The sequence below is a fragment of the Streptomyces sp. ATexAB-D23 genome, assembly GCF_000373645.1.
GTDB classification, from domain to species: domain Bacteria; phylum Actinomycetota; class Actinomycetes; order Streptomycetales; family Streptomycetaceae; genus Streptomyces; species Streptomyces castrisilvae.
The window spans coordinates 220,663-244,827 of sequence record NZ_KB892003.1; the positions used below are offsets into that span (position 1 = coordinate 220,663).

At 70.2% G+C, this 24,165-nt stretch carries 21 protein-coding genes and 1 pseudogene; 18 read left to right on the forward strand and 4 right to left on the reverse strand.

The annotated features are described in order from the left end of the window. The first annotated feature begins 466 nt into the window (after positions 1–466). The 9 genes from B082_RS0105740 (at position 467) to B082_RS0105780 (ending at position 9,188) form a co-directional block, all read left to right on the forward strand. Positions 467–1,015, forward strand: a complete 549-nt coding sequence (locus tag B082_RS0105740; protein ID WP_158688859.1) for a hypothetical protein — start codon at positions 467–469, stop codon at positions 1,013–1,015. 30 nt (positions 1,016–1,045) lie between these two features. Further along, entirely contained in the window at positions 1,046–1,852 is an 807-nt protein-coding gene (locus B082_RS0105745; protein ID WP_018550851.1) for a class I SAM-dependent methyltransferase, read from the forward strand. An 11-nt stretch (positions 1,853–1,863) separates the two neighbouring features. Next, on the forward strand, positions 1,864–2,781 hold the full coding sequence (locus B082_RS38635) for a hypothetical protein (protein WP_018550852.1): 918 nt from the start codon (positions 1,864–1,866) through the stop codon (positions 2,779–2,781). Further along, positions 2,778–3,818 carry an amino acid--tRNA ligase-related protein gene (locus B082_RS0105755; protein WP_018550853.1) on the forward strand — a complete coding sequence of 347 codons (1,041 nt, stop codon included), beginning with the start codon at positions 2,778–2,780 and terminating at the stop codon, positions 3,816–3,818. The genes B082_RS38635 and B082_RS0105755 overlap by 4 nt, the downstream gene beginning before the upstream one ends. Before the next feature lie 22 nt (positions 3,819–3,840). Then, on the forward strand, positions 3,841–5,490 hold the full coding sequence (locus B082_RS35665; protein WP_018550854.1) for a B12-binding domain-containing radical SAM protein: 1,650 nt from the start codon (positions 3,841–3,843) through the stop codon (positions 5,488–5,490). Beyond that, entirely contained in the window at positions 5,490–6,557 is a 1,068-nt protein-coding gene (locus B082_RS35670; protein WP_018550855.1) for an NAD-dependent epimerase/dehydratase family protein, read from the forward strand. Before B082_RS35665 ends, B082_RS35670 begins: the two co-directional genes overlap by 1 nt. Beyond that, positions 6,554–7,549, forward strand: a complete 996-nt coding sequence (locus B082_RS35675; RefSeq protein WP_018550856.1) for a phosphotransferase — start codon at positions 6,554–6,556, stop codon at positions 7,547–7,549. Before B082_RS35670 ends, B082_RS35675 begins: the two co-directional genes overlap by 4 nt. 82 nt (positions 7,550–7,631) lie before the next feature. After that, positions 7,632–8,210, forward strand: coding sequence for a TetR/AcrR family transcriptional regulator (locus B082_RS0105775; RefSeq protein WP_018550857.1), 579 nt, complete (start codon positions 7,632–7,634; stop codon positions 8,208–8,210). 120 nt (positions 8,211–8,330) lie between these two features. Then, a complete protein-coding gene (locus tag B082_RS0105780; protein WP_018550858.1) occupies positions 8,331–9,188 on the forward strand; it encodes an alpha/beta fold hydrolase in 858 nt (285 codons plus the stop codon). Between the two features lie 98 nt (positions 9,189–9,286). Here the strand turns inward: B082_RS0105780 and B082_RS0105785 are convergent, their stop codons facing one another. Then, entirely contained in the window at positions 9,287–9,871 is a 585-nt protein-coding gene (locus B082_RS0105785) for an SMI1/KNR4 family protein (RefSeq protein WP_018550859.1), read from the reverse strand. 617 nt (positions 9,872–10,488) lie between these two features. Between B082_RS0105785 and B082_RS0105795 the strand changes: the two genes are divergently transcribed. From B082_RS0105795 to B082_RS0105810, 4 genes and pseudogenes are all read left to right on the forward strand, one after another. Then, positions 10,489–10,884: a GNAT family N-acetyltransferase gene (locus B082_RS0105795; protein ID WP_018550861.1), complete on the forward strand. Its 396-nt coding sequence runs from the start codon at positions 10,489–10,491 to the stop codon at positions 10,882–10,884. A 165-nt stretch (positions 10,885–11,049) separates the two neighbouring features. After that, positions 11,050–11,394, forward strand: a pseudogene (locus tag B082_RS39755) (chromosome condensation regulator); the annotation flags it as partial. 18 nt (positions 11,395–11,412) lie between these two features. Further along, a complete protein-coding gene (locus B082_RS39760; protein WP_018550862.1) occupies positions 11,413–11,901 on the forward strand; it encodes a hypothetical protein in 489 nt (162 codons plus the stop codon). A 357-nt stretch (positions 11,902–12,258) separates the two neighbouring features. Next, positions 12,259–12,726 carry a MarR family winged helix-turn-helix transcriptional regulator gene (locus B082_RS0105810; RefSeq protein WP_018550864.1) on the forward strand — a complete coding sequence of 156 codons (468 nt, stop codon included), beginning with the start codon at positions 12,259–12,261 and terminating at the stop codon, positions 12,724–12,726. A gap of 24 nt (positions 12,727–12,750) precedes the next feature. On the opposite strand, the gene B082_RS0105815 is transcribed toward B082_RS0105810, so the two are convergent. The 3 genes from B082_RS0105815 to rhaI all read right to left on the reverse strand — a co-directional run bounded on the left by B082_RS0105815 (position 12,751) and on the right by rhaI (position 17,768). Continuing rightward, positions 12,751–14,244, reverse strand: coding sequence for a rhamnulokinase (locus B082_RS0105815; protein ID WP_018550865.1), 1,494 nt, complete (start codon positions 14,242–14,244; stop codon positions 12,751–12,753). 80 nt (positions 14,245–14,324) lie between these two features. Further along, entirely contained in the window at positions 14,325–16,364 is a 2,040-nt protein-coding gene (locus B082_RS0105820) for a bifunctional rhamnulose-1-phosphate aldolase/short-chain dehydrogenase (protein ID WP_018550866.1), read from the reverse strand. A 237-nt stretch (positions 16,365–16,601) separates the two neighbouring features. Next, positions 16,602–17,768, reverse strand: a complete 1,167-nt coding sequence (rhaI, locus tag B082_RS0105825) for an L-rhamnose isomerase (RefSeq protein WP_018550867.1) — start codon at positions 17,766–17,768, stop codon at positions 16,602–16,604. A 400-nt stretch (positions 17,769–18,168) separates the two neighbouring features. Between rhaI and B082_RS0105830 the strand changes: the two genes are divergently transcribed. The 5 genes from B082_RS0105830 (at position 18,169) to B082_RS0105850 (ending at position 24,164) form a co-directional block, all read left to right on the forward strand. After that, positions 18,169–19,698, forward strand: a complete 1,530-nt coding sequence (locus B082_RS0105830; RefSeq protein WP_026249466.1) for a sugar ABC transporter ATP-binding protein — start codon at positions 18,169–18,171, stop codon at positions 19,696–19,698. Further along, positions 19,695–20,750 carry an ABC transporter permease gene (locus tag B082_RS0105835; protein WP_018550869.1) on the forward strand — a complete coding sequence of 352 codons (1,056 nt, stop codon included), beginning with the start codon at positions 19,695–19,697 and terminating at the stop codon, positions 20,748–20,750. The genes B082_RS0105830 and B082_RS0105835 overlap by 4 nt, the downstream gene beginning before the upstream one ends. Continuing rightward, the gene (locus B082_RS0105840; RefSeq protein WP_018550870.1) at positions 20,743–21,771 is read left to right on the forward strand and encodes an ABC transporter permease; all 1,029 of its coding nucleotides are present in this window, start codon (positions 20,743–20,745) and stop codon (positions 21,769–21,771) included. The genes B082_RS0105835 and B082_RS0105840 overlap by 8 nt, the downstream gene beginning before the upstream one ends. A 50-nt stretch (positions 21,772–21,821) precedes the next feature. Further along, positions 21,822–22,913, forward strand: a complete 1,092-nt coding sequence (gene rhaS, locus B082_RS0105845) for a rhamnose ABC transporter substrate-binding protein (RefSeq protein ID WP_018550871.1) — start codon at positions 21,822–21,824, stop codon at positions 22,911–22,913. 210 nt (positions 22,914–23,123) lie between these two features. Beyond that, the gene (locus tag B082_RS0105850) at positions 23,124–24,164 is read left to right on the forward strand and encodes a LacI family DNA-binding transcriptional regulator (RefSeq protein ID WP_026249467.1); all 1,041 of its coding nucleotides are present in this window, start codon (positions 23,124–23,126) and stop codon (positions 24,162–24,164) included. Position 24,165 lies beyond the last annotated feature (1 nt).

Below are 24,165 nucleotides of genomic sequence, written 5' to 3' on the forward strand. Positions count from 1 at the left end.
CCCCTTCTCGTCAGCACTTCCAGAAAATTCGCGGTGAAGCACTCGGTGCCTGTTTCCGCGTTCCGTACGGAATATTCCATGAGTCATCCCCCGGCAGGTTGTCGCACGTAATTCAGGCGAAACGGTCGGGCGTACCGCGCTGTTCGCGCGTGCAGCGTAGGGCTGTTCACCGCGGGAGAGGAAGAGCTCAAAGGCGTCTCGGAATGTGGACTGCCCCGGGTGCGTGGCGTCGTCCGGACGTGGCGTACCGGCGCACTCGGCATGCCTGGACCGGCTCGTGACGCGCTCGGCATAATCGGCGCAACGGCGTTCACCGCGAATGCCGGATTCATTTATCACCGTTCTCACCGGAAGACCTGTCCCGTCTTCCCGTCGCCCGGCCGGTTTTCGTGCGAGTTCGAGGAGTTGTGCCGAATTGGTCAGGAAAACGGTCTCGGAGAGAGGTGCCTGGACCGCTCTCGTGGCGGTGAGCGCCGCATATCTGGGTGTTCAGATCCGGCAGACCTTCAAGGACCGCAATGCCTGGCCGTTCTGCGCGTACAACATGTTCAACTACTACCTGACGGACTGCTTCCAGCAGGCCCGGGTGGTGCTGATCACGGACCGCGGCCACCTGGTCGGCCCGGCCGACCCCTGGGCACTGCTCCCCCTTGAGTTCTTCCGCGTCATCTCCGTCATCGAGCGCGTCTTCATCACCTGCGAGGACCCACACGTCCGGGACGACTTCTGCCGCAAGGCACTGCACCGCCTCAACACGCGACCGTGGCGTGACTGGGACGAGATCCGCGGTTCCTTCCGGCCCCCGGCGGGCCGGCGCTTCGTGGGCGTCGAACTCCACCTGGTGGAAGTCGACTTCACCCGCTGCGACCCCACCGACCGGTCCCAGGTGACGAGCGTCGAGCTGATGCACCGGTACGACCCCGAGGGCGCGTTCGCCCGAGCCGGAGACCAGGACCTGTGGCGGCTCCTCGAACCCGCCGCCACCCCGGCCGCCTCCGGCCACCCCCGTCCCTGACCTTGCAATCCGCGCCGCAGGAGGCACCCGATGACCCCGACCGCCGAACGGGTTCGGCAGACCCCGTACGTGGAGCTCCTCGCGATGCTCGGCGAGTCCAACCTGCCACCGGGCGGTCTGGCGACCGTACGCACCCTCGCGCAGAACCTGCACCTGAGACCAGGAATCCGCGCCCTGCACGCCGGCTGCAACGCCGGCTTCCTCAGCCGTGAGATGGCACGCCGTACCGGCGTCGAGGTCGTCGGGGTGGACATCTCCCCGGCGATGGCGGAAGCGGCCCGGCTGCGCGCCAAGGAGGAGGACCTGCACCATCTGGTCAGCCACGAGTGCCAGGACATGCGCCGGCTCACCTTCGCCGACGAAACCTTCGACGTGGTGTTCTCCGGCGGAGCCCTCGCCTTCGTACGCGGGCACGACCAGGCCGTCGCCGAGATGATCCGGGTCACCAAACAGTTCGGCCTCATAGGCGACACGCAGTTGTACTACGCCGAGGAACCGCCCGCCGGGCTGCTGGACCGGGTCTCGGAGATCATCGAGGTGCCGGTGCCGCAGTACAGCCGCGAATACTGGACGGACCTCTACCGCACCGACCTGCTCCAGCCGTACTGGCGGGAGGACACCGAGGCGGGGAGCGTCGACGACGCCGACGTCGAGGCCTACGCCCGCCGCATGACCGGATCACGCGCCGCCGACTGGTCCGAAGAGGCCCAGGAAGCGCTGTACACCCGGCTGCTGCACATCTTCCGCACCTTCAACGAGAACATGAAGTACCTGCGCTGCACCAACTATGCCTACCGGCGGCTGCGCGCGGACAGCGAGCCCGCCCTGTTCGTGTGAGGCCCGCGACCATGACCAGCATCACCGAGACCATCGCCGGCGGATTCAGCAGGATCTGGCGGGACCAGCCCGACGCCGTACAGCGGCTCCGGCTGGCCCGGTACACCACCGGCGCCGCGATCCTGCGCACCGTCTGGCACATGCCGTCCGGCACGGTCGTCGCGGAGCAGCGGGAACTCCTCGAAAGCGCCGGACAGGAGCCCTCCGGCTTCCAGCTGAGCCCCGCCCAGTACGAAGCGGTACGCGGCGTGGCCCTCGTGTCCGCCGCCGCCTGGGCCCTGGGCAACGACCGCCCCGAAGTCAAGATCACGGCCAACCTGAGCTTCCTCGCCCTGCAGAGGCACCAGGTGGCCATGCACCAGGACCTGTACAGCTACACCTCACACCTGAACACCTTCCTCCTGCTGCTCTGCCTGGTGGACGCCGAGGCGGCCGGACCCGACGCCACCCACGGACGCACCCCGCCGGACCGGCTGGCCTCCGCCGCGCTCGCCGCCATGCAGTCCTACTACGCCCTGGTCTACCTCCAGTCAGGCATCTCCAAGCTGCGCGTCACCGGCGTGAAATGGCTGGACGGGCGCACACTGCGCGGCAGCCTCGCCGAGCTGGGGACCCCGCTGGGCAAACGCCTCAGCCGGCAGGACCTGCGGCTGCTGGCCGCCGCCGGCACCGCCGCCGTCGGGTTCGAACTGGCCTTCCTGCCCGGCCTCCTGGCCGGCTGGCGGCACAAGCAGGTCTTCGGCCTGCTGTCGCTCGGCTTCCACACCTCGATCAAAGCCACCATGAACATCTCCTTCTGGCACTTCGCCTGGTTCGCCCTGCCCCTCTTCGTGCTGCCCGCCGAAACGGAGCAGAGGATCGGCGCCGCGCTGAAGGGGTTCCGCCGCCGGCTGTCCGGCACTCCGCACCGATCCGGGAGACTCTCGTGACCGAGACGATCGCGTCGTCCCAGCTGGCCGTGTCACCCCCGCACTCATGGCGGATCCCGGACACACACTTCGAAGAGGTACTGAAACACCCCTGGTACCGCGCCGTCGTCGAACTGACCGACGTCTTCCACTTCGCGACCGTCGACTTCTGGCGGCAGCGCGGCGTGCGCGCGATGTACCTCCCGATCACCACCGGATCCGTCTCCAGCCCCATGGGCCTCGGCAGTGACTCCAGCCCCGTCAAGGTCTCCGTCGAAGGGGTTCCCACCTACCTGGCCGACTCCATGCAGTTCCTGCTGGAGTACGGCTGCCGGCTGGCCGAGGGCGGCTGCTACTACGTGATGCCCTCGTTCCGTGGCGAAGCGATGGACGAACGCCACCTCTGCCAGTTCTTCCACAGCGAGGCCGAGATCGTCGGCGACCTGGACGACGTCAAGACCGTGGTCCAGGACTACCTGCGCCACCTGGCCCGCGCGCTCCTCGAACACTGCCCCGACACCGTCCGCGACGCCGCGGGCGGCACCGGTCACCTCACCGCCCTGGCCGAGGACGACGTCTTCACCTCCCTCACCTTCCGGGACGCCGTCAAGCTCCTCGGGGACGACCCGAGGTACGTGACCGAGGTGGCACCCGGCAGCCGATGTCTCACCCACGCGGGCGAACGCGAGATCATGGCCCGGCTCGGAGAGTTCACCTGGGTCACCCACCACGACCTGCTCTCCGTCCCCTTCTACCAGGCGACCGCACAGGACGACCCCGGCGCGGCACGCAACGGCGACCTGCTCTTCGGCATCGGTGAGACCGTCGGCTGCGGCGAACGGCACGCCACCGCCGACGCCGTGCGCGAGGCCCTGCGCCTCCACCAGGTCGAGGAGTCCGAGTACGCCTGGTACCTGCGGATGCGGGAACTGCGCCCCCTGCGCACCTCCGGCTTCGGTCTCGGCGTCGAACGGTTCCTGCTCTGGGCACTGCGCCACGACGACATCCGCGACCTCCCGCTGCTCCTGCGCATCAACGGACAACAGGTCAACCCGTGACCCGCGAGCCGGAGGAATGACCATGCGGGTACTTCTGGTGGCCGGACTCGGGCCCACCTTCAAGAACTCCACCTACCTGAACGGCACCCTGCTCGACCGGGAGAACGGCGACGCGAACGCCGCGGACTACCTCCGCGGCACCGAACTCGCCGGCCTCCGGCTCGGCCGCCTGGGATTCCGCCACGGCGGCGTGGACTATCCGCTGCTCCGCCCCCGGCGGACCACCGTGCCACACCTGACCACCTTCACCCTCGAACGCATCCTGGAACAGGCCGGCGCCGGCTACGACCACTTCGACACCCTCAACCTGTGGGACCAGGACGACCCCCAGCCGCCGGGAGGCGACTACGAGGCCGTCCTGCTCTCCACCAGCTACATCTGGAACAACGCCGCGCTGCGGACCGCCGTCAACTGGATCGGACGCCACTTCCCCGGCGTACCGCTCCTCCTCGGCGGCCAGTACAGCAACCTCAAGTACGCCTCCGTGATGCGGGACTTCCCCACGGTCGACATCATCGTGCGCGGCGACTCGGAGGAGGCTCTGCCGGCACTGCTCCACGCACTGGCCGCCCGCGCACCCCTGGACGGCATCCCCAACCTGGTCCTGCGCCCCGACCCCGCCACCCGCGGCGCGGAACCGGGCCGCCCCGGCTGGTACGCCACCGGGTTCGAGTACATCGACCTGGACGCACACCCCTCACCGATGCCGCGCGGACGGTTCCCCGTCATCCCGTACGAGTCCATGCGGGGCTGCCCGTTCACCTGCAAGTTCTGCTCGTTCCCCGCCGCCAGCCCCAAGTGGCGCTACAAGTCCGCACAGAAGATCCACGACGACTGGGCGGCCTACGCCGAACAGTGCGGGGCCGGCTTCATCAAGGCCATGGACTCCACCTTCACCGTGCCGCCCACCCGGCTGCGGGAACTGCTGACACTGCTGCCGGGGCTCGGCGTAGAGTGGGAGGGCTACAGCAGGGCCAACGTCATCAAGACCCCCGAACTCGTCGACCAGCTCGCCGCCGCACACTGCCGCTTCCTGTCGCTCGGCTTCGAGTCGATGAGCGACAACACCCTGAAGTACATGGACAAGAAGGTCAACCGGAAGCAGAACCTCCAGGCCTTCCGGCTCCTCAGCTCCGGCGGACTCGGCTACCGCTGCTCCTTCATGGCGGGATACCCGGGGGAGACCCCCGATGACTACGCCCAGACCCACGCGTTCCTCACCGAGGAGTACCGGGGCCACTTCATGCTCAGCGTGTTCAGCATCTCGGACGAGACGATGCCGCTGTGGCAGGACCGCGAACGGCTCCGGATCGAGGTCCACGACCCGCACGACCCCGACTACTCCTGGTCGCACATCGGCATGGACGTACACGAGGCGAGAAGCCTGAACCACCGCACGCTGACAGACGTCCGCCGGAAGAACGACGGTGCCGTACTCATGCTGTGGCAGGCCGACTTCGAACACTGGCTGGTACCCCACCTGGGCACGCCGGAGAACCTGGCCATCGAGAAGAGCGTGGAGCGCATCGGCATGGCTCCCGTCGACCACCCGGACCCCGCGGGAGGCGCGGCGGCGATCAGGGAGAACCTCTCCCGTCTGGCGCGCTACGGCGTCCACCTCTACCCCGAGGGTGTGCTCCGGGGCCGTTCCCTGCTGGAGGCCCGCGTCTGATGGGCATGGCCATTCTCGTCATCGGCGGCGGTGTCTTCATCGGCCGCCACCTCGTCCAGGAGGCGGTGAGGCGCGGACACCGGGTCACCGTACTGAACCGGGGCCTCAGCACCGGCCCCCTGCCGCCCGGGGTGACCTGGCTGCGCGGCGACCGGGCCGACGGCTTCGACGCGGTGCGCTCCACCCGGTGGGACACGGTCGTCGACACCTGCGCCTACCAGCCCGACCAGGTCGAGCGCAGCGCCCGGGAACTGGACTGCGGCGTCTATGCGTTGATCTCCACGATCTCCGTGTACCGGGATTTCAGCGCCCCCACACCCGAGACCGCCCCCACGGTGCCCGCCCGGAGGACCGGCCTTCTGGACGGGGCCTCGTACGGGGAGCTCAAGGCGGGGTGCGAGGCGGCCCTCACCGCTGCGCGGGGGAGCGGACGCAGCCTGGTGGTCCGGCCGGGCCTGGTGGCCGGTCCGCACGACGTGTCCAGCAGACGCCGCTACGGGAACCCGGCCCGGCCCTCGCCCACTCATCTGCACTACGACCGCTTCGCGGGCCGCTTCCCCTACTGGCCCTGGCGTTTCGCGCGGGGCGGCGACGTCGTGCTCCCGGGAACGCCGGACGACCCGTTCCAGGTGCTGGACGTGCGGGACCTCGCGGAGTGGACGACGGACCTGGTGGAGGACGGCACGACCGGCGTGTTCAACGCGGTCGGGCCGCAGAGCACCTGGGGCGCACTCGCGCGGGCGTGCGCCCGCCGCGGCCCCGGCCGGCCCGTCTGGGTGCCCGAGGACAGCCTCGTCGCCGCCGGGGTGGCGCCCCACACGGGCCTGCCGATGTGGGCGCCCACCGGCACCGGCACGGCCTGGTTCTCCCGGGTGCCCGCCGGCGAACGCCCCGCGGCGAAGCGGTCCCTGGACGAGACCGTGGGCTCGGTCGCCGACTGGCTCGACGAGGCGGCACCGGACCCGGAGCAGTTCCTCGGCGGCGGAGAGATCGACATGACGACGGAACGACTCCTGCTGGAGAGCGCCCGCACGGGAGCGGCGACCGGTACGGGAGGTACGCGATGACCCGCCTGGTGTGGGACGGCCTTCCCGACGCGGTGCGCAGGCGCGTGGCCGGGCGGATAGGGTCCGAGATCGTGCACGAGGCACCGGCCGTCGGCGGGTTCTCGCCCGGCATGGCCTCGGTGCTCACCGGCGCGGACGGGCGCTCGGCCTTCGTCAAGGCGGTGTCCGCCGAACAGAACAGCTACAGCCCGGAGCTCTACCGGCGCGAAGCCGCACTCCACGCCGGCCTTCCCCGGGGCCTGCCCGCACCCACTCTCATGTGGTCCTTCGACTACGAGGACTGGTCGGTGCTGGCCTTCGCCCCCGTCCACGGCGCTGTTCCGCCGCTGCCGTGGAAGCGCGCACACCTGCTGGCGGTCCTCGACACCGTACGCGGCCTGACCACGCCGGACCCGGACTCCCCGCTGCCCGGCGTGGACGAACTGTTCCGCGAGGAGCTGACGGGCTGGCGCAGCCTGGCCGCGGCGGAGGCCGTCGCCGGCACGCACCGTCCCACCGGCACACCCGGCTTCGTGGCCGATGACCCGTGGCTGCGCCGCCACCTCGACCGCCTGATACGCCTGGAGGAGAGCTGGGAGGACGCCGCGAGAGGCCATGGCCTGCTGCACGCGGACCTCCGGGCCGACAACGTGCTGCTGACGGAGGCCGAAGACCGGCCCTCCGCCGTCACGGGGAGTTCCGAGGGGAGCGTGGTGCTGGTCGACTGGGCCTACGCCTGCCGGGGCGCCACCGTCTTCGACCTCGTCTACCTCCTGCTGGGCGCCGTGGAAGCGGGCGGCTGCCGTCCCGAGGACGTCCTGTCCGCCGGTTCCGGGCTGCTGCGCAAGGACGAGCACGATGCCGCCGCGGTGCTGCTCGCCGCCTTCACGGGCTGGTTCACCTGGCTCAAGACCCTCCCCCCGGTACCGGGCCTGCCGGCCCTGCGCCCGTTCCAGGCCCGCATGGCGGCAGCGGGCCGCAGCTGCCTCACCGCTTCGGGGGTCATCCACTGACGACGCGAGCGGTGGGTCCGGGCCCTGCCGCCCCGCACGTTTTATTGACTTGTAGGTCAAGAACGCGTGCTACGTTTGCGCCATGGGCAGGCCGAAGCAGTTCGATCCCGACACGGCGGTGGAGCGCGCGATGGGCGTGTTCTGGCGGAAGGGGTACGCGGCAACCACACCGCAGGACCTCGTGGACGAGATCGGTATCGGCAAGGGCAGCCTCTACCACACCTTCGGCAGCAAACACGCGCTGTTCGAGCGGGCGTTGACCCGCTACCGCGAATCGCAGACTGCCTGGCTGGCCGAACTCCTCGATCACCCCGGTTCCGCGAGGGACCGGCTGCGCGGTGCGCTGGAGGCCTTGGTCGAGCTGGACCTGGGTGACGAGGGCCGGCGCGGCTGTATGGCGGTCAACGCCGCCGCCGAACTGGCCCCCGCGGACAAGGAGACGGCCGACGCCGTGCGCAAGATGTTCGCCCGCACGGAGGGCGCGTTCCGGGCGGTGGTCGAGGAAGGTCAGCGGGCGGGCGAGATCGACGGCGGGCGGGAAGCCGGGGCGGTGGCCGCCTGGCTGCTCGCCACCGTGATCGGCATGCGTGTCATGGCGAAAACCGCTGAAGACGCCACGCAGCTGGGGCGCGTTGTGGACGCGGCGATGGCGGCGCTGTAGTCGCCCCCCGTACTCCATGGCGCGGTGCGCCGCAGGGGGTGGCATTTTCGCGCCGTGTTTCTTTACCCGCCCTTTCCCCTCCAGGATTACAGTAGAACGATCTATCAAATAGGAGCTGGGATGCCGAAGATCGAGTTGTCGGCCGGACCCATCGACTACCAGGACACCGGCGGTGACGGGCCCGTGCTGGTGTTCGGCCACGGTCTGCCGATGAACGAGACCCAGTGGCGCAAGGTGGTCCCACTCCTGGACGGCTACCGCTGCGTCCTGCCCACGCTGCCCCTGGGCGGTCACCGGCAGCCGATGAACCCGGATGCCGACCTGTCCCAGCGCGGTGTCGCCCGGCTCCTGGGCGAGTTCATCGAGGCGCTCGGCCCGGGCCCGGTGACCCTCGTACTCAATGACTGGGGCGGAGGCCAGTTCCTGGTCTCCGAAGGACAGGACCAGCACATCGCACGCCTGGTACTGGTCGCCTGCGAGGCCTTCGACAACTTCCCCCCAGGACCGGCCAAGGCCATGGCGCAGGTGTGCAGGGTCCCCGGCGGCGTCTGGCTCCTGACGCGGCTCATGCGCGTACCCGCCTTCCGTCACAACCGGGGCGGGTACGGCGGGATGAGCCTGCGCGGGGTCCCCGACGAGATCATGGACGACTGGTTCGCTCCCGCCACCCGCAGCAGGGCCATCCGCAGGGACTTCGCCAAATTCGCGACCGGGGCACCCGGACGCAGGACCCTGCTCGCCTGGAGCGAGCGACTGTCCGACTTCGACCGCCCGGTACTGGTCGTCTGGGCGACCGAGGACCGGCTGATGCCGCGCGACCACGGCCGGCGGCTGGCCGACCTGTACCCGCAGGGCCGGCTGATCGAGATCGCCGACTCGGCCACCCTCGTCCCCGAGGACCAGCCCGAACGACTCGCCGAGGCCCTGACCGAGTTCCTGATCCGAACCGGAGCCGCACCGGTCCGGCACGCCCCCTGAACCCGAGGACGCCGGCGGACCGCCACAGCCACCCCCCCCGCCGGAAGCGAAGGACAGCGGCCCGCCCCCCCCCGGGGCGGACCGGGGACGCTGCTCCGTTACGCGCCGGACGACAGCCGGCTCGCGGCCTGGCCCCACGGCTGGGGCTCGACGGTGTCGTCCCCGTCGTAGGCGTCGTCCTCGAACCAGCCCGTCCCCGCGAGCCACGTCTCCAGCCACGCCGCGAGGCCGGGGGAGTCGAGGAACCAACACTGCTCCCACGATCCGCCGCTGTACGCGTTCGGCTCGAAGAGCAGGACCTGCCCCTCTCCGCTGAGACAGTCAACGCCTGCGTACATCGCACAGCCCCAGGTCAGGATGGGTACAACGCCTGCGGGCCACTCCGGGTGCTCCGCCCCGGCGGACGCCTCACGCCACGTCAGGTATTCCCCGACGACACTGCCCGGCCCGAGCAGCGGCAGCAACCGGTAGTCAGGACCGAACCCGCCATCGGCAACCTCGCGATACAGGCGCGCAAGCAGAGGATGCAGCGCGCAGCCCAACTGCCTCTCGGCCTCCGCGACCTGGGCCCCGCTGACAGGCTCGGGAAGGCGCTTGCTGTCCGATGCGGCCCGCCGGGCGACGCGTTGCACGAGGTCATCGAAGTCGGTCACGGCCGTGATGCTGTCAGAGCCCACTGACATGACGACCGTCAGGGGCCCACCGGGCGGACAGCCGAGCGCCGGAGAGCCGCGAGAACCCCCGCCCCCGCCCGGACCGACCCGGCCCACGGCCAAGGCGGCCGCCCGACACCAGGAACAACCTGCCCGACGGCCCTGCCCAAGCCCCCGGCTCTTCGGCGGGGCCGACTGCACGCTCCTCACTCTCCTACGAGGAACGGTTCTGGCGGGCCGACCACGGCCACCCGTAGGGTGGACGGAGACGAGAGAAGACGCACCTTGGATCCCCGCATACCCCGCCTGCGACGCAAGCCGGCCGCGATCCCGTACCACCCCCGGCGCAGTCACTCCTTCGGAGAGGAGCGACACAAGTTCGGTCTCGGTCCGAGGCCGGCCGAAGCGCGCATCGCCGCGTTCGAGGCCGGGCACGGCATCGTCCTGCCCGACGCCTACCGGCAGTTCCTCACACACCTCGGCGGCTCAGGAGCAGCGCCGTTCTACGGCCTCCTGCCGCTGGAGCGGTGTTCCCTGCTGGTCATGAACCCCCGCGGGGAACCAGGAGCACCTCGCGGCTTCGAACACGCAGGACGGGCGGCACACGAATCGCCCCGGAACGGCTCTGTGTTCACTGGATTCGGATAATGACGATCACCTATGAGTGGCGCGGCGAAGTCGACAACACAGCTCTCAACAAGCTGCACGCCGAAGGGTTTGGTGGCCCGGCCGGGCAGACGGACTGGCGTGCGAGGCTTCAGCGTCACAGCCTCGGTTGGGTCTGCGCCTGGGAGGACCACCGCCTGGTCGGCTTCGTCAACATCGCCTGGGACGGCGGCGTCCACGCGTTCGCTCTGGATACGGTCGTAGCCGGGCGGAACCGATCGAACGGAGTGGGAGCCGCGCTGCTCGGGGTGGCTGCTGAGCAATGCCGAGCCGCGGGGTGCGAATGGCTGCACGCCGACTTCGAAGAGCACCTGAGACCGTTCTACTTCGACGCCTGCGGTTTCAGAGAGACGACGGCGGGACTGCTGGCCCTGTGACTTGAGTCGGCGGCAGTGAGTCCCTGCAAGCACCGGGCCCGACAGAATCGACCGGGCCGTACGGGCGTGATCCGGGATGCGGAGGATGGCGGCACACCGCTTCCCCGACCGGCCCCGAGCGGTGTCGCCGTGGCTCCGCCCCGCGCCAAGTACAAGGGAGACACCATGCACACCAGCCTTCCCGCGCTGGCCGCCGGAAGACGTCACTCGGTCGGCCGGCGCCGGGACGGAACCGTTCTCGCCGTGGGCAACACCGCAGCGGCCGAATGCCGTGTCGAGCGGTGGGAAGACGTCGTCGCGGTGGCGGCCGGCAACGTCCATACCGCGAGGAACACCGGCAGGTCCCATACGGTGGGCCTCCGGTCGGACGGCACAGTGGTGGCGACAGGGTGGAACGGCGATGGGCAATGCGATGTCTCCGGGTGGCGAGGCGTCACAGCCGTGGCCGCCGGGTGGCGTCGCACGCTCGGGCTGCTCGCGGGTGGCCGTGTGCTCGCAGTCGGCCGGAGCTCGGAAGGACAGTGCGACGTGTGGTCCTGGCGCGAGGTGGTGTCCCTCTCGTGCGGCGACTGGCACTCGGTCGGCGTCCGCTCGGACGGTTCCGCACTCGCTACGGGGAACAACCGGCGAGGGCAGTGCGCCGTTGAAGGGTGGCGTGACCTGGCCGCCGTCTCGGCCGGGTATCTCCACACCGTCGGCCTCGGAGCGGACGGACGGGCAGTAGCGACCGGGGACCGGTCGACCGGGGCGTGCGAGGTCGGTGAATGGGAGGACATGGTGGCGCTCGACGCAGGCAGCTACCACACCGTGGGGGTCGCTGCCTCCGGACGGGCCCTCGCAGTGGGAGACAATGGATACGGCCAGTGCGAGGTCAGGGACTGGCGCGACATCGTCTCCGTGGCCGCGGGCTCCACGCACACCCTCGGTCTGTGTGCCGACGGCACGGTGGTGAGTGCGGGGAACAACGCCGACGGCCGGCGCGAAGTCGGTGCGTGGTCCGGAGTCCAGGCTCCATAGAGTCACGGCGCGGCACGGCACCGTACCGAGGCACGCCAGTACGCGAAGGTTCATCCCCCCCGGTGAGGTTCGGGCCCGGATCACGATCATGGCGAAGGCGGCATATCGCCCGCCGGCCTTACGCGAGCGTGAATCCGGTTGCCGGGGCACTCGCCAGAAGCTACGTCTGCAGCGGGCGGCGGCGGGCCCCGGGGCCCCAGGGCTCCGCGTGCTGGACGCCGTCGCTTTTGAAGTGGCGGTCGCGCAGGATCTTCCAGCTCTTCACGGTTGTCCTCAACCGTACTTGAGGTCATACGGTCTGCCCATGACCTGCACGGTGTGCGGGCTCCACAGAGAAGTGCATGGAGAGGAAATCCCATGACGGCACAGCAGGTCTCCGACGCCGAACTCGCCGGACAGCCCGCCGCGTACTGGACCGGTGTCGCCTACGAGGCGCTCATCGCCTACACCCGCGCCCGGCAGGCCGAAAAGGGCTACACCCAGCCCCAGTTCTGGCTGCTGCGCAATCTGTCGGTGAACGACATCTCGCCCGACGGCGAAGGGATGACCCTGCCCGAGCTGCGGAAGGCAATGACCTCCTACATCCGTCCCGAGGACGACCTGGCGGCGGAAGCGGAGGGGCTCCTTGAACGAGGCTGGCTGACCCGGGACGCCGAGGACCGGCTGTGGCTCACCCCGGAAGGGGAACAGGCCCGCGTCGATCTGGCCCGCAACGCCCCCGCGATCCGCGCCGCCCTCCACGAGGGCATCGACGACACGGACTACGTCACCACGGTGAAGGTGCTCCAGCAGCTGATCCGGAACGCGAATGGGACAGTCGCCTGATGGACCGCAAGCCCGGTCAAGGCGTCATTCCACAGCCGTCCGACCAGGTTGGCCACTGCCCTGGGCGACGGCCGTCCTGGAAGCAGCCGCCGCCCACGCCCCCCGCTGCGCGCCGGGCGTGTAGCGGCGGAGCTTCTGGGTGGCGGTGAGGAGGCGCCGCATGGCGGGCAGGTCGCCGACCAGCCCATGGGCGCGTGCCTGTACGAGGATGTTGCCGAGGGCGGTGGCCTCCGCCGGCCCCGCGACGACGGGAAGGCCGGTGGCATCGGCGGTGAACTGGCACAGCAGCTCGTTCCGCGAGCCGCCACCGACCAGGTGGATGTGGGTGATGTCCCGGCCGGCGAGCTCGGCGGCCCGCCACAACGTCCTGCGGTGGGCCAGCGCCAGCGATTCGAGGATGCACCGCACGAGTTCGCCCTGCCCCTGCGGCTCGGGCTGGCCGGTGCGCCGGCAGTACGCGCGGATGCGTTCCGGCATGTCGCCCGGGGCCAGGAACTCGGGCGAGTCGGCGTCCACGAGAGAGGCGAACGGCCGCGCCCGTGCGGCGTCGGCGAGAAGGCGGGGAAGACCCGCGGGCAGCCCTTGCCGCGACCAGGCGCGGCGGCACTCCTCCAGCAGCCACAACCCCATGGTGTTGCGCAGGTAGCGGATGGTGCCGTCCACCCCGCGCTCGTTCGTGAAGTTCGCCTCCCGGGAGGCCTCCGTCACGACGGGCGCGTCGAGTTCGAGACCGGCCAGCGACCACGTCCCGCACGAGATGTAGGCGAAGTCCCGGCCGGTCGCGGGCACGGCGACGACCGCCGACGCCGTGTCGTGCGAGGCGACCGTCGTCACCGGAGTCCCGGGGGACTGCCCGGTACGGGCGGCGACGTGGGGGAGCAGGGTTCCGGCCGGGTCGCCCGGCGCGCGGAGCGGAGGCAGCAGGCCGGAATCGATTCCCAACCGGTCGATGAGGGTCCCGGACCACGTGCCGGTGTGAGCGTCGAACAGGCCGGTGGTCGAAGCGTTCGTCTCCTCCGCGCCGATGGAACCCGTGAGCCAGTAGGTGAACAGGTCAGGCATCAGCAACAGCCTTCGAGCCGAACCCAGTTGAGCGCTTCCGGCGCCGGCCGCCAACTGATGGACGGTGTTGAAGGGCAGGTGCTGGAGGCCGGTGATCCGGTACATCTCCGCAGCCGGGACACGCGGCCACACCTCGCGGGCGGCGACACCGTCGGTGCGGCTGTCCCGGTAGTGGAACGGCTGCCCGGCCAAGGCGCCGTCGGCGTCCAGCAGGCCGTAGTCGACCGCCCAGGTGTCGATGCCCACCGAATCGACCTGATCACTCGCCCGCAGCCCGTCGAGGATGCCCTGGTACAGAGCCAGTACGTCCCAGTGCAGGCCGTCCGGCAGGAGGACCGGGATGTTGGGGAAGCGGTGGACCTCGCGGAAGTCGAGAACGTCGTGGCCGACACGGCCCACGATGACCCGGCCACTCGTGGCACCCAGGTCGGCGGCGGCGAAGGTGTGGTTGGGCATACGAGCCTCCGGAACGAAGGGGAGGGCGGACGGCGGGTGCGAGTCACGGCGCCATGCCCCCGCACCCGGCCCGTCATGAGTCAGCGCAGGAAGGCGTTGGCGACGCCCGCGTCGACCGGGATGTGCAGACCCGTCGTGTGGGTCAGATCCCCGCCGGTCAGAGCGAACACGGCGTTGGCGACGTGCTCCGGCAGCACCTCCCGCTTCAGAAGGGTGCGCTGGGCGTAGAACTCGCCGAGCCTGTCCTCCTCGATGCCGTACGTCGCGGCCCGCTGCGCCCCCCAGCCGCCCGCGAAGATGCCGGAGCCGCGCACGACGCCGTCCGGGTTGACGCCGTTGACCCGGATGCCGTCGCCACCGAGCTCGGCCGCCAGCAGCCGAACCTGATGGGCCTGGTCGGCCTTGGTCGCGGAGTAGGCGATGTTGTTGGGGCCCGCGAACACCGCGTTCTTGGAGGCGATGTAGACGATGTCCCCGCCCATGCCCTGGGCGCGCATGAGCCGGGCCGCCTCGCGCGAGACGAGGAAGGAGCCCCGGGCCATGATGTCGTGCTGCAGATCCCAGTCCTTCGCGGTGGTCTCCAGAAGCGGCTTGGAGATGGAGATACCGGCGTTGTTGACGACCAGATCGACGCCCCCGAAGGCGAGCGCCGCGCTCCGGAACGCTGCCGCGATCTGCTCCTCGGACGTGACGTCCACGCACACCGCGACGGCCCTGTCCGGGCCGCCCAGCTCATCGGCCACCACCGAGGCGCTCCCGGAGTCGAGGTCCGCGACGACGACGCATGCCCCCTCCGCGACCAAGCGGTGCGCGATGGCCTTGCCGATGCCGCTGCCCGCACCCGTCACCAGAGCCACCCGGGCGGCGAGCGGCTTGGGCTTCGGCATCCGCCGCAGCTTGGCCTCCTCCAGGGACCAGTACTCGATGCGGAACTTCTCCGGCTCCTCGATGGGCGCGTAGCTGGAGACGGATTCGGCGCCGCGCATCACATTGATGGCGTTGAGGTAGAACTCGCCGGCCACCCGGGCGGTCTGCTTGTCCTTGCCGTACGAGAACATGCCGATGCCGGGGACGAGAACGATCGCCGGATCGGCGCCCCGCATCGCTGGTGAGCCGGGCGTCGCGTGCCGCTCGTAGTAGGCCGCGTACTGCGCCCGGTACTCCGTGTGCAGCTCCCGCAGCCGGGCCTCGACGGCGTCGAGGCCCGTGGTCGGCGGCAGATCGAGGACCATCGGGCGGACCTTGGTCCGCAGGAAGTGGTCGGGGCACGAGGTGCCGAGCGCGGCGAGCCGAGGGTGCTCCGCCCCCGCCAGGAAGTCGAGCACCTCGGGGGAGTCGTCGAAGTGGCCGACCTGCGGGCGGTCGGTGGAGGCGAGACCGCGCACGAGGGGCGCGAGGAGGGCGGCGCGCTCGCGCCGCGCGGCCGTGTCCAGGGGCGCGTTCGCCGCGACGGCCGCACCGAACGGCTCCGCCCTGCCCCGCCGCGCCAGGAACTCCTCGGCGGTGCGGATGATGTACAGGGAGTTGGCCTCGCACTCCTCGGCGGTGTCGCCCCACGCGGTGATGCCGTGGCCGCCGAGTACGCAGCCGACCGCTTCGGGGCTGGCGTCCTTGACGGCGGCGATGTCCAGGCCGAGCTGGAAGCCGGGGCGGCGCCACGGAACCCAGACGACCCGCTCCCCGAAACATTCGGCGGTCAGCCTCTCGCCGTCCGCAGAGCAGGCCAGCGCGATACCGGAGTCCGGGTGCAGATGGTCGACGTGGGGGGCGTCGAGAAGACCGTGCATCGCGGTGTCGATCGACGGCGCGGCGCCCCCCTTGCCGTGCAGGCAGTAGTCGAAGGCGGCGACCATCTCGTCCTCGCGCTCCACACCCGGGTAGACGTCGGCGAGTGCGCGCAGCCGGTCCAGGCGCAGGACCGCAAGGCCGTCCTCGGTGAGCGTGCCGAGGTCGCCGCCGGAACCTTTCACCCACATGAGCCGGACGTCGCCGCCGGTGACGGGGTCGGTCGTGGTGCCCTTGGCGGAGGTGTTGCCTCCCGCGTAGTTCGTGTTTCGGGGATCGGCGCCGAGCCGGTTCGACCGGGAGAGCAGCGCGGCGACTTCGGGATGGATGGCCATCGGTCGATCAGTCCTTCGGTGAGATACGCAAGGGAACGACAGTGCGAAGCGGCGCCGGGATAGGGCGTCGGGAACGCCATCGCGATGGCACACCGGGCTCCGGCATCCCGAAGACGCGCGTCGGGATCCGGCAGAGCATCGCGAAGGCGCGGACGTCGCGCGGCGCCCGCGCTTGCGGGCCCCGGCGTCTGCGGCCCCGGCGCCGACCCGCCCCCGGCCGGGCGGACCGGCCGAGGCTCAGGCACCCCATCCGGCCTGCTCGCCGCCCACCCGCTCGGCCACGATGCGCTGCTGCCAGCCGGAGGCCGCGTAGGCGGCGACCGGGTCAGGGGCGAGACCGCGCTCCTCGCGCCATTCCGCGAGCAGCGGACGTACGTCGGTGTTGTACGCGTCCATCAGCACGGCGTTCGCCGCCAGCACGTCACCCGTGCGCTGTGCGGCGGCGAGGGCCTCGCGGTCGACCAGGAGCGCCTTGGCGGTGGCCTCCTGGACGTTCATCACGGAGCGGATGACCGCCGGGATCTTCGCCTCGATGTTGTGGCACTGGTCGAGCATGAACGCCACGTCCGTCTCCGGGGCGAAGCCGCCGTTCTGCGCGACCTCGTGAAGGATGCGGAACAGCTGGAACGGGTCGGCGGAGCCCACCATCAGATCGTCGTCGGCGTAGAAGCGGGAGTTGAAGTCGAAGCCGCCCAGCTTCCCCTCGCGCAGCAGCAGCGCGACGATGAACTCGATGTTGGTGCCGGGGGCGTGGTGCCCGGTGTCCACCACGACCCGGGCCTTCTCGCCCAGCTTCACGCACTGCAGGTAGGACGTGCCCCAGTCCGGCACGTCCGTCGTGTAGAAGGCCGGTTCGAAGAGCTTGTACTCCAGAAGCAGCCGCTGGTCGTCGCCGAGCCGCTCGTACACGGCAGCGAGGGACTCCGCGAGGCGGTCCTGACGGGCCACGATGTCGTCCTGCCCCGGATAGTTCGTCCCGTCGGCGAGCCAGAGCTTCAGGTCCTTCGACCCCGTCTCGTCCATGACGTCGACGCACTCCAGCAGGTGCCGCACGGCCTTGCGCCGCACCTGGGGATCCGGGTGGCAGACGCTGCCCAGCTTGTAGGCGTCGTCCTGGAAGGTGTTGGAGTTGATCGCACCCAGCTCCAGGCCGCGCCGCGCGGCGTGGTCCGCGAGCGCCGCGTAGTCGTCGACCGTGTCCCACGGGATGTGCAGGGACACCTTGGGAGCGATGCCGGTGAACTCGTGGACCTTCGCCGCGTCGTCCAGCTTCTCCTGCGCGGTGCGCGGCACCCCGGCCTGCGCGAAGACCTTGAACCGGGTTCCGGAATTTCCGTAGCCCCAGGACGGGGTCTCGATCCGCTGGCCGGCGAGTGCGGCCTTCACGGCGGCGATGTCAGGCATGTTCACCTCTGGAAGTACGGGGCGCCCCGGGCGGGCCGTGTGGACATCGATGATGAATCGATTCACTTCGGCGGTGAAACTAGCCCCACGACCGGAGGCCGTCAAGAGGGCCGGACACTCAAGGTGCCCCGGGAATCGGAGAGTCCAGCCACTGTGCGCCGCGTTTCCCGCACAGCGCACCAACCGCTGGACGGTGGGCAAAGAGGTGGATAGGGGCCGAGGTCGCCCGCCGGCCGCGCCGGATTCCGCCCGGCCCCTTGACCCGTGGACCGGGCGAGGCTAATTTCCGGGCAACCTCGTTGAAACAATTCATCTCGACGGGTGGCGGGCGCGCATTCCCCGAGACGTCCCCCCGAGCAGCCTTCCGAGCCACTGCCTGCACTACTCACGGAGACACGCAATGACGCATCCAGAACCGGAGCGGATTCCGGTGCTCGCGCTGGAGGGGGTGAGCAAGTCCTTCGGCGCCGTGCGCGCCCTGCGCGAGGTGTCCCTGCGGCTGTACGCCGGCGAGGCGCACGCTCTCGCGGGTGAGAACGGCGCCGGGAAGTCGACCCTGATCAAGACCCTGGCCGGGGTGCACCGCCCCGACAGCGGATCGGTCCTGCTCGACGGCGCTCCGGCGGAGTTCCACGGGCCGGCCGACGCCCGGGACGCGGGCGTCGCCGTCATCTACCAGGAACCGACCCTCTTCCCCGACCTGTCGATCGCCGAGAACATCTTCATGGGCCGGCAGCCGAGGCGCTCGTTCGGCCGGGTCGATCACCGCGCGGTCAAGGACGCCACCACCGCCCTGTTCCACCGCCTCGGCGTCGACCTCGACCCGGACCGGCCCGCCCGCGGCCTGTCCATCGCCGACCAGCAACTGGTCGAGATCGCCAAGGCCCTGTCGTTCGAGGCCCGCGTCCTGATCATGGACGAGCCGACGGCCGCCCTCACCGGCAGCGAGGTCGCCCGCCTCTTCGGCGTCGTGGAGACCCTGCGCGAACAAGGCGCGGCCGTGCTGTTCATCTCGCACCGCCTGGAGGAGATCTTCCGGCTGTGCCGGCACGTCACGACCCTGCGCGACGGCGCCCGGGTGGCGAGCGAACCGCTCGACGGCCTGACCGAGGACGACCTCGTGCGACGCATGGTCGGCCGCGACCTGGACGAGCTGTACCCGAAACAGGAAGCCCGAACCGGCGAGGTCGCGCTCAGCGTCCGCAGGCTGACCCGCGAAGGCGTCTTCACCGACATCTCCTTCGAAGTGCGGCGCGGCGAGATCGTCGGTCTCGCCGGCCTCGTCGGAGCCGGCCGCAGCGAAGTCGCCCGCGCCGTCTTCGGCGTCGACCGGTTCGACGGCGGCGAGGTCGAAGTGCTCGGGCGCACACTCGAACCGGGCGCACCGAGCCTCGCCATGCGCGCCGGCCTCGCCCTCGTCCCCGAGGACCGGCGCGCCCAGGGCCTGGTGATGGACATGTCCATCGAGCGGAACATCGGCCTCACCGGCTTCGCCGACACCAGCCGGGCCGGCCTGATGAACCGCGGGGCCGAACGCAGCCGCGCCCTCGACTGGTCGGTCAGGCTCCAGGTCAAGTACGCCGGGCTCGGCGACGTCGTCGGCACACTCTCCGGCGGAAACCAGCAGAAGGTGGTCCTGGCGAAGTGGCTCGCCACCGCCCCGCAGGTCCTGATCGTCGACGAGCCGACCCGGGGCATCGACGTCGGGACGAAGGCCGAGGTGCACCGCCTCCTGTCCGCGCTTGCCGCCGACGGCGTCGCCGTCCTGATGATCTCCTCCGACCTCCCGGAGATCCTCGGCATGGCCGACCGGGTGCTCGTGATGTACGAGGGCCGGCTCACCGCGGAGCTGCCGCGGGCACGGGCGAACGAGGAGAGCGTGATGGCCGCGGCCACCGGCCGCACAGCCCCCGGAGGAAAAGCGGCATGACCGTGACCACGCAGCCGGCGGACCGTGAACCCGCTCCCGAGGGCGAAGCCCGCAAGCGCCTCATCGACCACGTGTTCAAGGCCCGCGAGATCGCCGTCGCCGGCGTCCTCGTGGTGATGCTCGCCGTCACCCAGCTGACCAACGCAGAGTTCCTGTCCGAACAAGGCGTCAAGGACCTCCTCCTCAACGCCACCATCCTCGCCCTCGTCGCGACCGGCCAAGCCGTCGTCGTCATCACCCGCAACGTCGACCTCTCGGTCGGCTCCGTCCTCGGGATCTCCGCGTTCGCCGCGGGCGACCACCTCCAGAGCGGCGGCAGCCCACTCGTCGCCGTCCTCTACGCGGTCGCCGTCGGCGCCGTCTTCGGGGTCCTCAACGGCGCCCTCGTCAGCCTCGGCAAGGTACCCGCCCTCGTCGTCACCCTCGGAACCCTCTACGTGGTCAGGGGCATCGACTCCATCTGGGTCGGCTCCCACCAGATCGTCGCCGCCGACCTTCCGGACACCTTCGTCGACTTCGGACACGACGGCCTGTGGATCGTCCCCTACCTGGCGCTCCTCGCCCTCGCCGTACTCCTCTGCGTCGGCTTCTACCTGCGTCACTACCGCACCGGACGCGACCTGTACGCCCTCGGCTCCAGCCCCGAAGCCGCCGTCCTCGCCGGCGTCCAGGTCCGCAAACGCGTCATGACCGCCTATGTCCTGTGCGGCGCCCTGGCCGGACTCGCCGGCGCCCTCTACCTGGCCCGCTTCGGCAACGTCGACTCCGCCACCGGCAGCGGCTACGAACTCACGGTCGTCAGCGCCGTCGTGGTCGGCGGCGTCGCCTTCACCGGCGGCTCCGGCACCGTCTACGGCGCAGCCCTCGGCGCCCTGCTGCTGACCTCCATCAACAGCGTCCTGCCGGCCATCGGCGTCAGCTCCGTCTGGGTCACCGCCATCAACGGAATCCTGCTGCTCCTCGCCATCGCCGTCGACCGGATCCTCGCCCTGCGCGTCGCCGCAGTGCTCCGCAAGCAGGCCGCACAGATGAGGAGCGCCCGCCATGCCTGAGCCCGCCAACACCTCCCTCGCCACCCGCCTCAGCGGATCCGTGCGCTGGGACACCACGGTCGGAGCCCTGCTGATCGTCCTGCTGCTCTGCTCGTTCTCGTTCGTCGACAACTTCGGCAACGCGCTCAACGTCTCCTTCCTCATCGGCAACACCCTGCCGATCGCCCTCATCGCACTGCCCATGACGATGCTCGTCGTCTCCGGCGAGGTCGACCTCTCCGTGGGCTCCACCGTCGGCCTCTCCAGCGCGGTGATGGGCTCCCTCTGGAACAACGGCATGGCCATCGAGACGATCATCCCGCTGTGCCTGCTGCTCGGCCTCGCCTGCGGCCTCGTCAACGGACTGCTCGTGACCCGCCTGGGACTGCCCTCCCTCGCCGTCACCATCGGCACCATGGCCGCATACCGGGGCATCGCCCAGATCGTCCTCGGCTCCGACTCCGTCACCGACTTCCCCGGCCAGTACCTCGACTTCGGAGCCGGCCGGTTCGGCGACACATTCATCCCGTACGCCGCCCTGCCCCTGGTGATCCTGTTCGCCATCGCGGTCGTCGTGCTGCACGGCAGCCGCGTGGGCCGCTCCCTGTTCGCCATCGGGGGCGGAGAGGAAGCCGCCCGCTTCTCCGGCATCCGAGTCAAGCGCCTCAAGCTCTCCATGTTCGTGACGACGGGCGTGCTGTCCGCGCTCACCGGCGTCTTCTGGACCCTGCACTACGCCAGCGCCCGCTACGACAACGCCACCGGCCTGGAGCTGTCCGTCATCGCGGCCGTCCTGCTCGGCGGCATCGACTTCGACGGCGGCAGGGGAACCCTCGGCGGCGCGATCGCCGGTGTGTTCCTGCTCGGCACACTGCAGAACGTGATGAGCCTCCTCGACGTCTCCGCCCAGTCCCAGATCCTCGTCACCGGCGTCCTGCTCGTCATCTCGGTCCTCGCACCGCGCGTCGGCCGGCAGATAGCCACGGCCAGAGCCCGCAGGAAGACCGCGGCCTCACCACCAGCGGCCCCGGCCGCGCCCTGAACGAGCACCCGGCTCCTCCCCCCCCGCACCTCCTCAACCGAAGGAACGTCATGAACCGGACCGTCACCGTCAGGACCCGGCGCCTCACCCTCGCCGTCGCGGTAGCCGTCGCCCTCGCCACCGGGGCCACCGCCTGCGGCGGCACCACCAAGAGCGACACACAGAAGGAGAACGGCGAACCGGCGGCCGTCGGCACCGCCGACCCGAACGCCACCCTCAAAAAGGGCCTCACCGTCGCGTTCCTGCCCAAGCAGGTGAACAACCCGTACTTCACCACGGCGGACACCGCGGGCAAGAAGACCCTCCAGGAGCTCGGCTCGACGTACAAGGAGGCCGGCACCAGCAGCGGCACCGACACCGCCGGGCAGGTCTCCTACGTCAACACCCTCACCCAGCAGCAGGTCGACGCCATCGCCGTGTCCGCCCAGGACCCCGGCGCACTGTGCACCGCACTCAAGCAGGCCATGAAGAACGGCGTCAGCGTCGTCACCTACGACTCCGACACCAAGACCGACTGCCGCAACGTGTTCGTCTCGCAGGCATCCGCCGAAGACCTCGGCCGCTCCCAGGTACAGCTGCTGGCGAAGCAGATCGGCAACAAGGGCGAGATCGCGATCCTCTCGGCGGCCCAGACGGCCACCAACCAGAACACCTGGATCGACTACATGAAGGACGAGCTGAAGAAACCCGAATACAAGGACATCGAGCTCGTCAAGACCGTCTACGGGGACGACGACGCCCAGAAGTCGTTCCAGCAGACCCAGGGCCTGCTCCAGGAACACCCGAACCTGAAGGGGATCATCTCCCCGACCACCGTCGGCATCAAGGCGGCAGCCCAGTACCTGTCCGGCTCCAAGTACAAGGGCAAGGTCGAACTGACGGGCCTCGGCACCCCCAACGACATGCGCGCCTACGTCAAGAACGGCACGGTGGACGCCTTCGAACTGTGGGACCCCGCCAAGCTCGGCGCACTCGCCGCCCACACCGCCGTCGCCCTGGAGTCCGGCCGCATCACCGGCAGGGAGGGCGAGAAGTTCGAGGCCGGCGAGCTCGGCGAGTTCACCATCGGCAAGGACAGCGTCGTATCCCTCTCCACGCCGACCGTCTTCGACAAGAAGAACATCGACGACTTCGACTTCTGACCCGCGACCCGCACGTACGCACGCGGGGCCGCCGGACCGGCCCAAGCGGCCCCGCACCGCCCCGACGAAGCGATGACGCCGCTCACCGAGGTGCTTCACCTCGCCTGCCCCCCTGCCGCGCCCTGCCTGCATGGCAAGGTAGCCGCAGGACGGGGAGGAGCGGTCACAGCTCCTCCCCGTCGCGCTCGACACACAAGGAGGAGATCACTGATGTCCCGCTCGGTATCTCGGACGGTTGGAATCAAGGATGTGGCGCGGACGGCCGGTGTGTCCGTCGGCACGGTCTCCAACGTGATCAACCGCCCCGACAGGGTCGGCACCGAGACGCGGAACAAAGTGCTGTCCGCCATCGAGCAACTCGGCTACGTACGCAGCGAGTCGGCACGTCAGCTACGGGCCGGCGAGAGCCGCATCATGGGCCTGATCGTGCTCGACATGGGCAACCCCTTCTTCGTGGACGTCGCCCGCGGCGCCGAGCGCACCGCACGGGACAAAGGACTCGGCGTCATGGTCTGCAACAGCGCACAGAACCAGAGAGACGAGGCGGAATACCTCTCCCTCTTCGCCGAGCAGCGGGTCCGCGGGGTCCTCCTGACACCGGCCGACGCCAGCGGACGCAACATCGAGACCTTCCGCCGCTCCGGCATCCCCTTCGTACTCGTGGACCGGGTGGGGGACGACCCCGACACCTGCTCCGTCTCGGTGGACGACGTACAGGGCGGCACCCTCGCCGTGCGCCACCTCCTGGAGGCCGGACACACCTCGATCGCGTACGTCAGCGGTCCGAAGACACTGAGCCAGGTCAGGGACCGGCGCACCGGGGCACTCAACGCGCTGCGCGAGGCCGGCCACACACCCGACGCCCTGCGGGAGGTGACCACCGAGCGGCTCGATGTCTCCGCCGGCCGCGACGCGGGCGCCAGGCTCCTGGGCCTCGCACACCGGCCGACGGCGGTGTTCTGCGCGAACGACCTGCTGGCACTGGGTGTACTCCAGGCGATGTACTCGGCGGGCCTGAGCGTTCCCGAGGACATCGCGATCGTCGGATACGACGACATCGAATTCGCTGCCGCGGCCGCTGTTCCACTCACCTCGGTCCGGCAGCCCGCGGTGGCGATGGGCACGCTCGCCGCGGAACTGCTGCTGGAGGAGACGGATGGCGACGCGCACGAGCACCGCAGGGTGGTACTCCAACCCGAACTGGTGGTCCGCAGATCCAGCCTCGTCGCTTCACGACCCCGCCGAACCTGAG

Excerpts from the sequence above, each read along its gene's own strand:
- B082_RS0105840 (WP_018550870.1), top strand. The coding sequence starts at position 20,743 with ATGCCTGAGCCCGCCAACACCTCCCTCGCCACCCGCCTCAGCGGATCC.
- B082_RS0105815 (WP_018550865.1), bottom strand. The coding sequence starts at position 14,244 with ATGCCCAACCACACCTTCGCCGCCGCCGACCTGGGTGCCACGAGTGGC.
- B082_RS0105795 (WP_018550861.1), top strand. The coding sequence starts at position 10,489 with ATGACGATCACCTATGAGTGGCGCGGCGAAGTCGACAACACAGCTCTC.
- B082_RS38635 (WP_018550852.1), top strand. The coding sequence starts at position 1,864 with ATGACCAGCATCACCGAGACCATCGCCGGCGGATTCAGCAGGATCTGG.
- B082_RS0105780 (WP_018550858.1), top strand. The coding sequence starts at position 8,331 with ATGCCGAAGATCGAGTTGTCGGCCGGACCCATCGACTACCAGGACACC.
- rhaI (WP_018550867.1), bottom strand. The coding sequence starts at position 17,768 with ATGCCTGACATCGCCGCCGTGAAGGCCGCACTCGCCGGCCAGCGGATC.
- B082_RS35670 (WP_018550855.1), top strand. The coding sequence starts at position 5,490 with ATGGGCATGGCCATTCTCGTCATCGGCGGCGGTGTCTTCATCGGCCGC.
- B082_RS0105835 (WP_018550869.1), top strand. The coding sequence starts at position 19,695 with ATGACCGTGACCACGCAGCCGGCGGACCGTGAACCCGCTCCCGAGGGC.
- rhaS (WP_018550871.1), top strand. The coding sequence starts at position 21,822 with ATGAACCGGACCGTCACCGTCAGGACCCGGCGCCTCACCCTCGCCGTC.
- B082_RS35675 (WP_018550856.1), top strand. The coding sequence starts at position 6,554 with ATGACCCGCCTGGTGTGGGACGGCCTTCCCGACGCGGTGCGCAGGCGC.
- B082_RS0105830 (WP_026249466.1), top strand. The coding sequence starts at position 18,169 with ATGACGCATCCAGAACCGGAGCGGATTCCGGTGCTCGCGCTGGAGGGG.
- B082_RS0105775 (WP_018550857.1), top strand. The coding sequence starts at position 7,632 with ATGGGCAGGCCGAAGCAGTTCGATCCCGACACGGCGGTGGAGCGCGCG.
- B082_RS35665 (WP_018550854.1), top strand. The coding sequence starts at position 3,841 with ATGCGGGTACTTCTGGTGGCCGGACTCGGGCCCACCTTCAAGAACTCC.
- B082_RS0105810 (WP_018550864.1), top strand. The coding sequence starts at position 12,259 with ATGACGGCACAGCAGGTCTCCGACGCCGAACTCGCCGGACAGCCCGCC.
- B082_RS0105850 (WP_026249467.1), top strand. The coding sequence starts at position 23,124 with ATGTCCCGCTCGGTATCTCGGACGGTTGGAATCAAGGATGTGGCGCGG.
- B082_RS0105785 (WP_018550859.1), bottom strand. The coding sequence starts at position 9,871 with ATGTCAGTGGGCTCTGACAGCATCACGGCCGTGACCGACTTCGATGAC.
- B082_RS0105820 (WP_018550866.1), bottom strand. The coding sequence starts at position 16,364 with ATGGCCATCCATCCCGAAGTCGCCGCGCTGCTCTCCCGGTCGAACCGG.
- B082_RS0105745 (WP_018550851.1), top strand. The coding sequence starts at position 1,046 with ATGACCCCGACCGCCGAACGGGTTCGGCAGACCCCGTACGTGGAGCTC.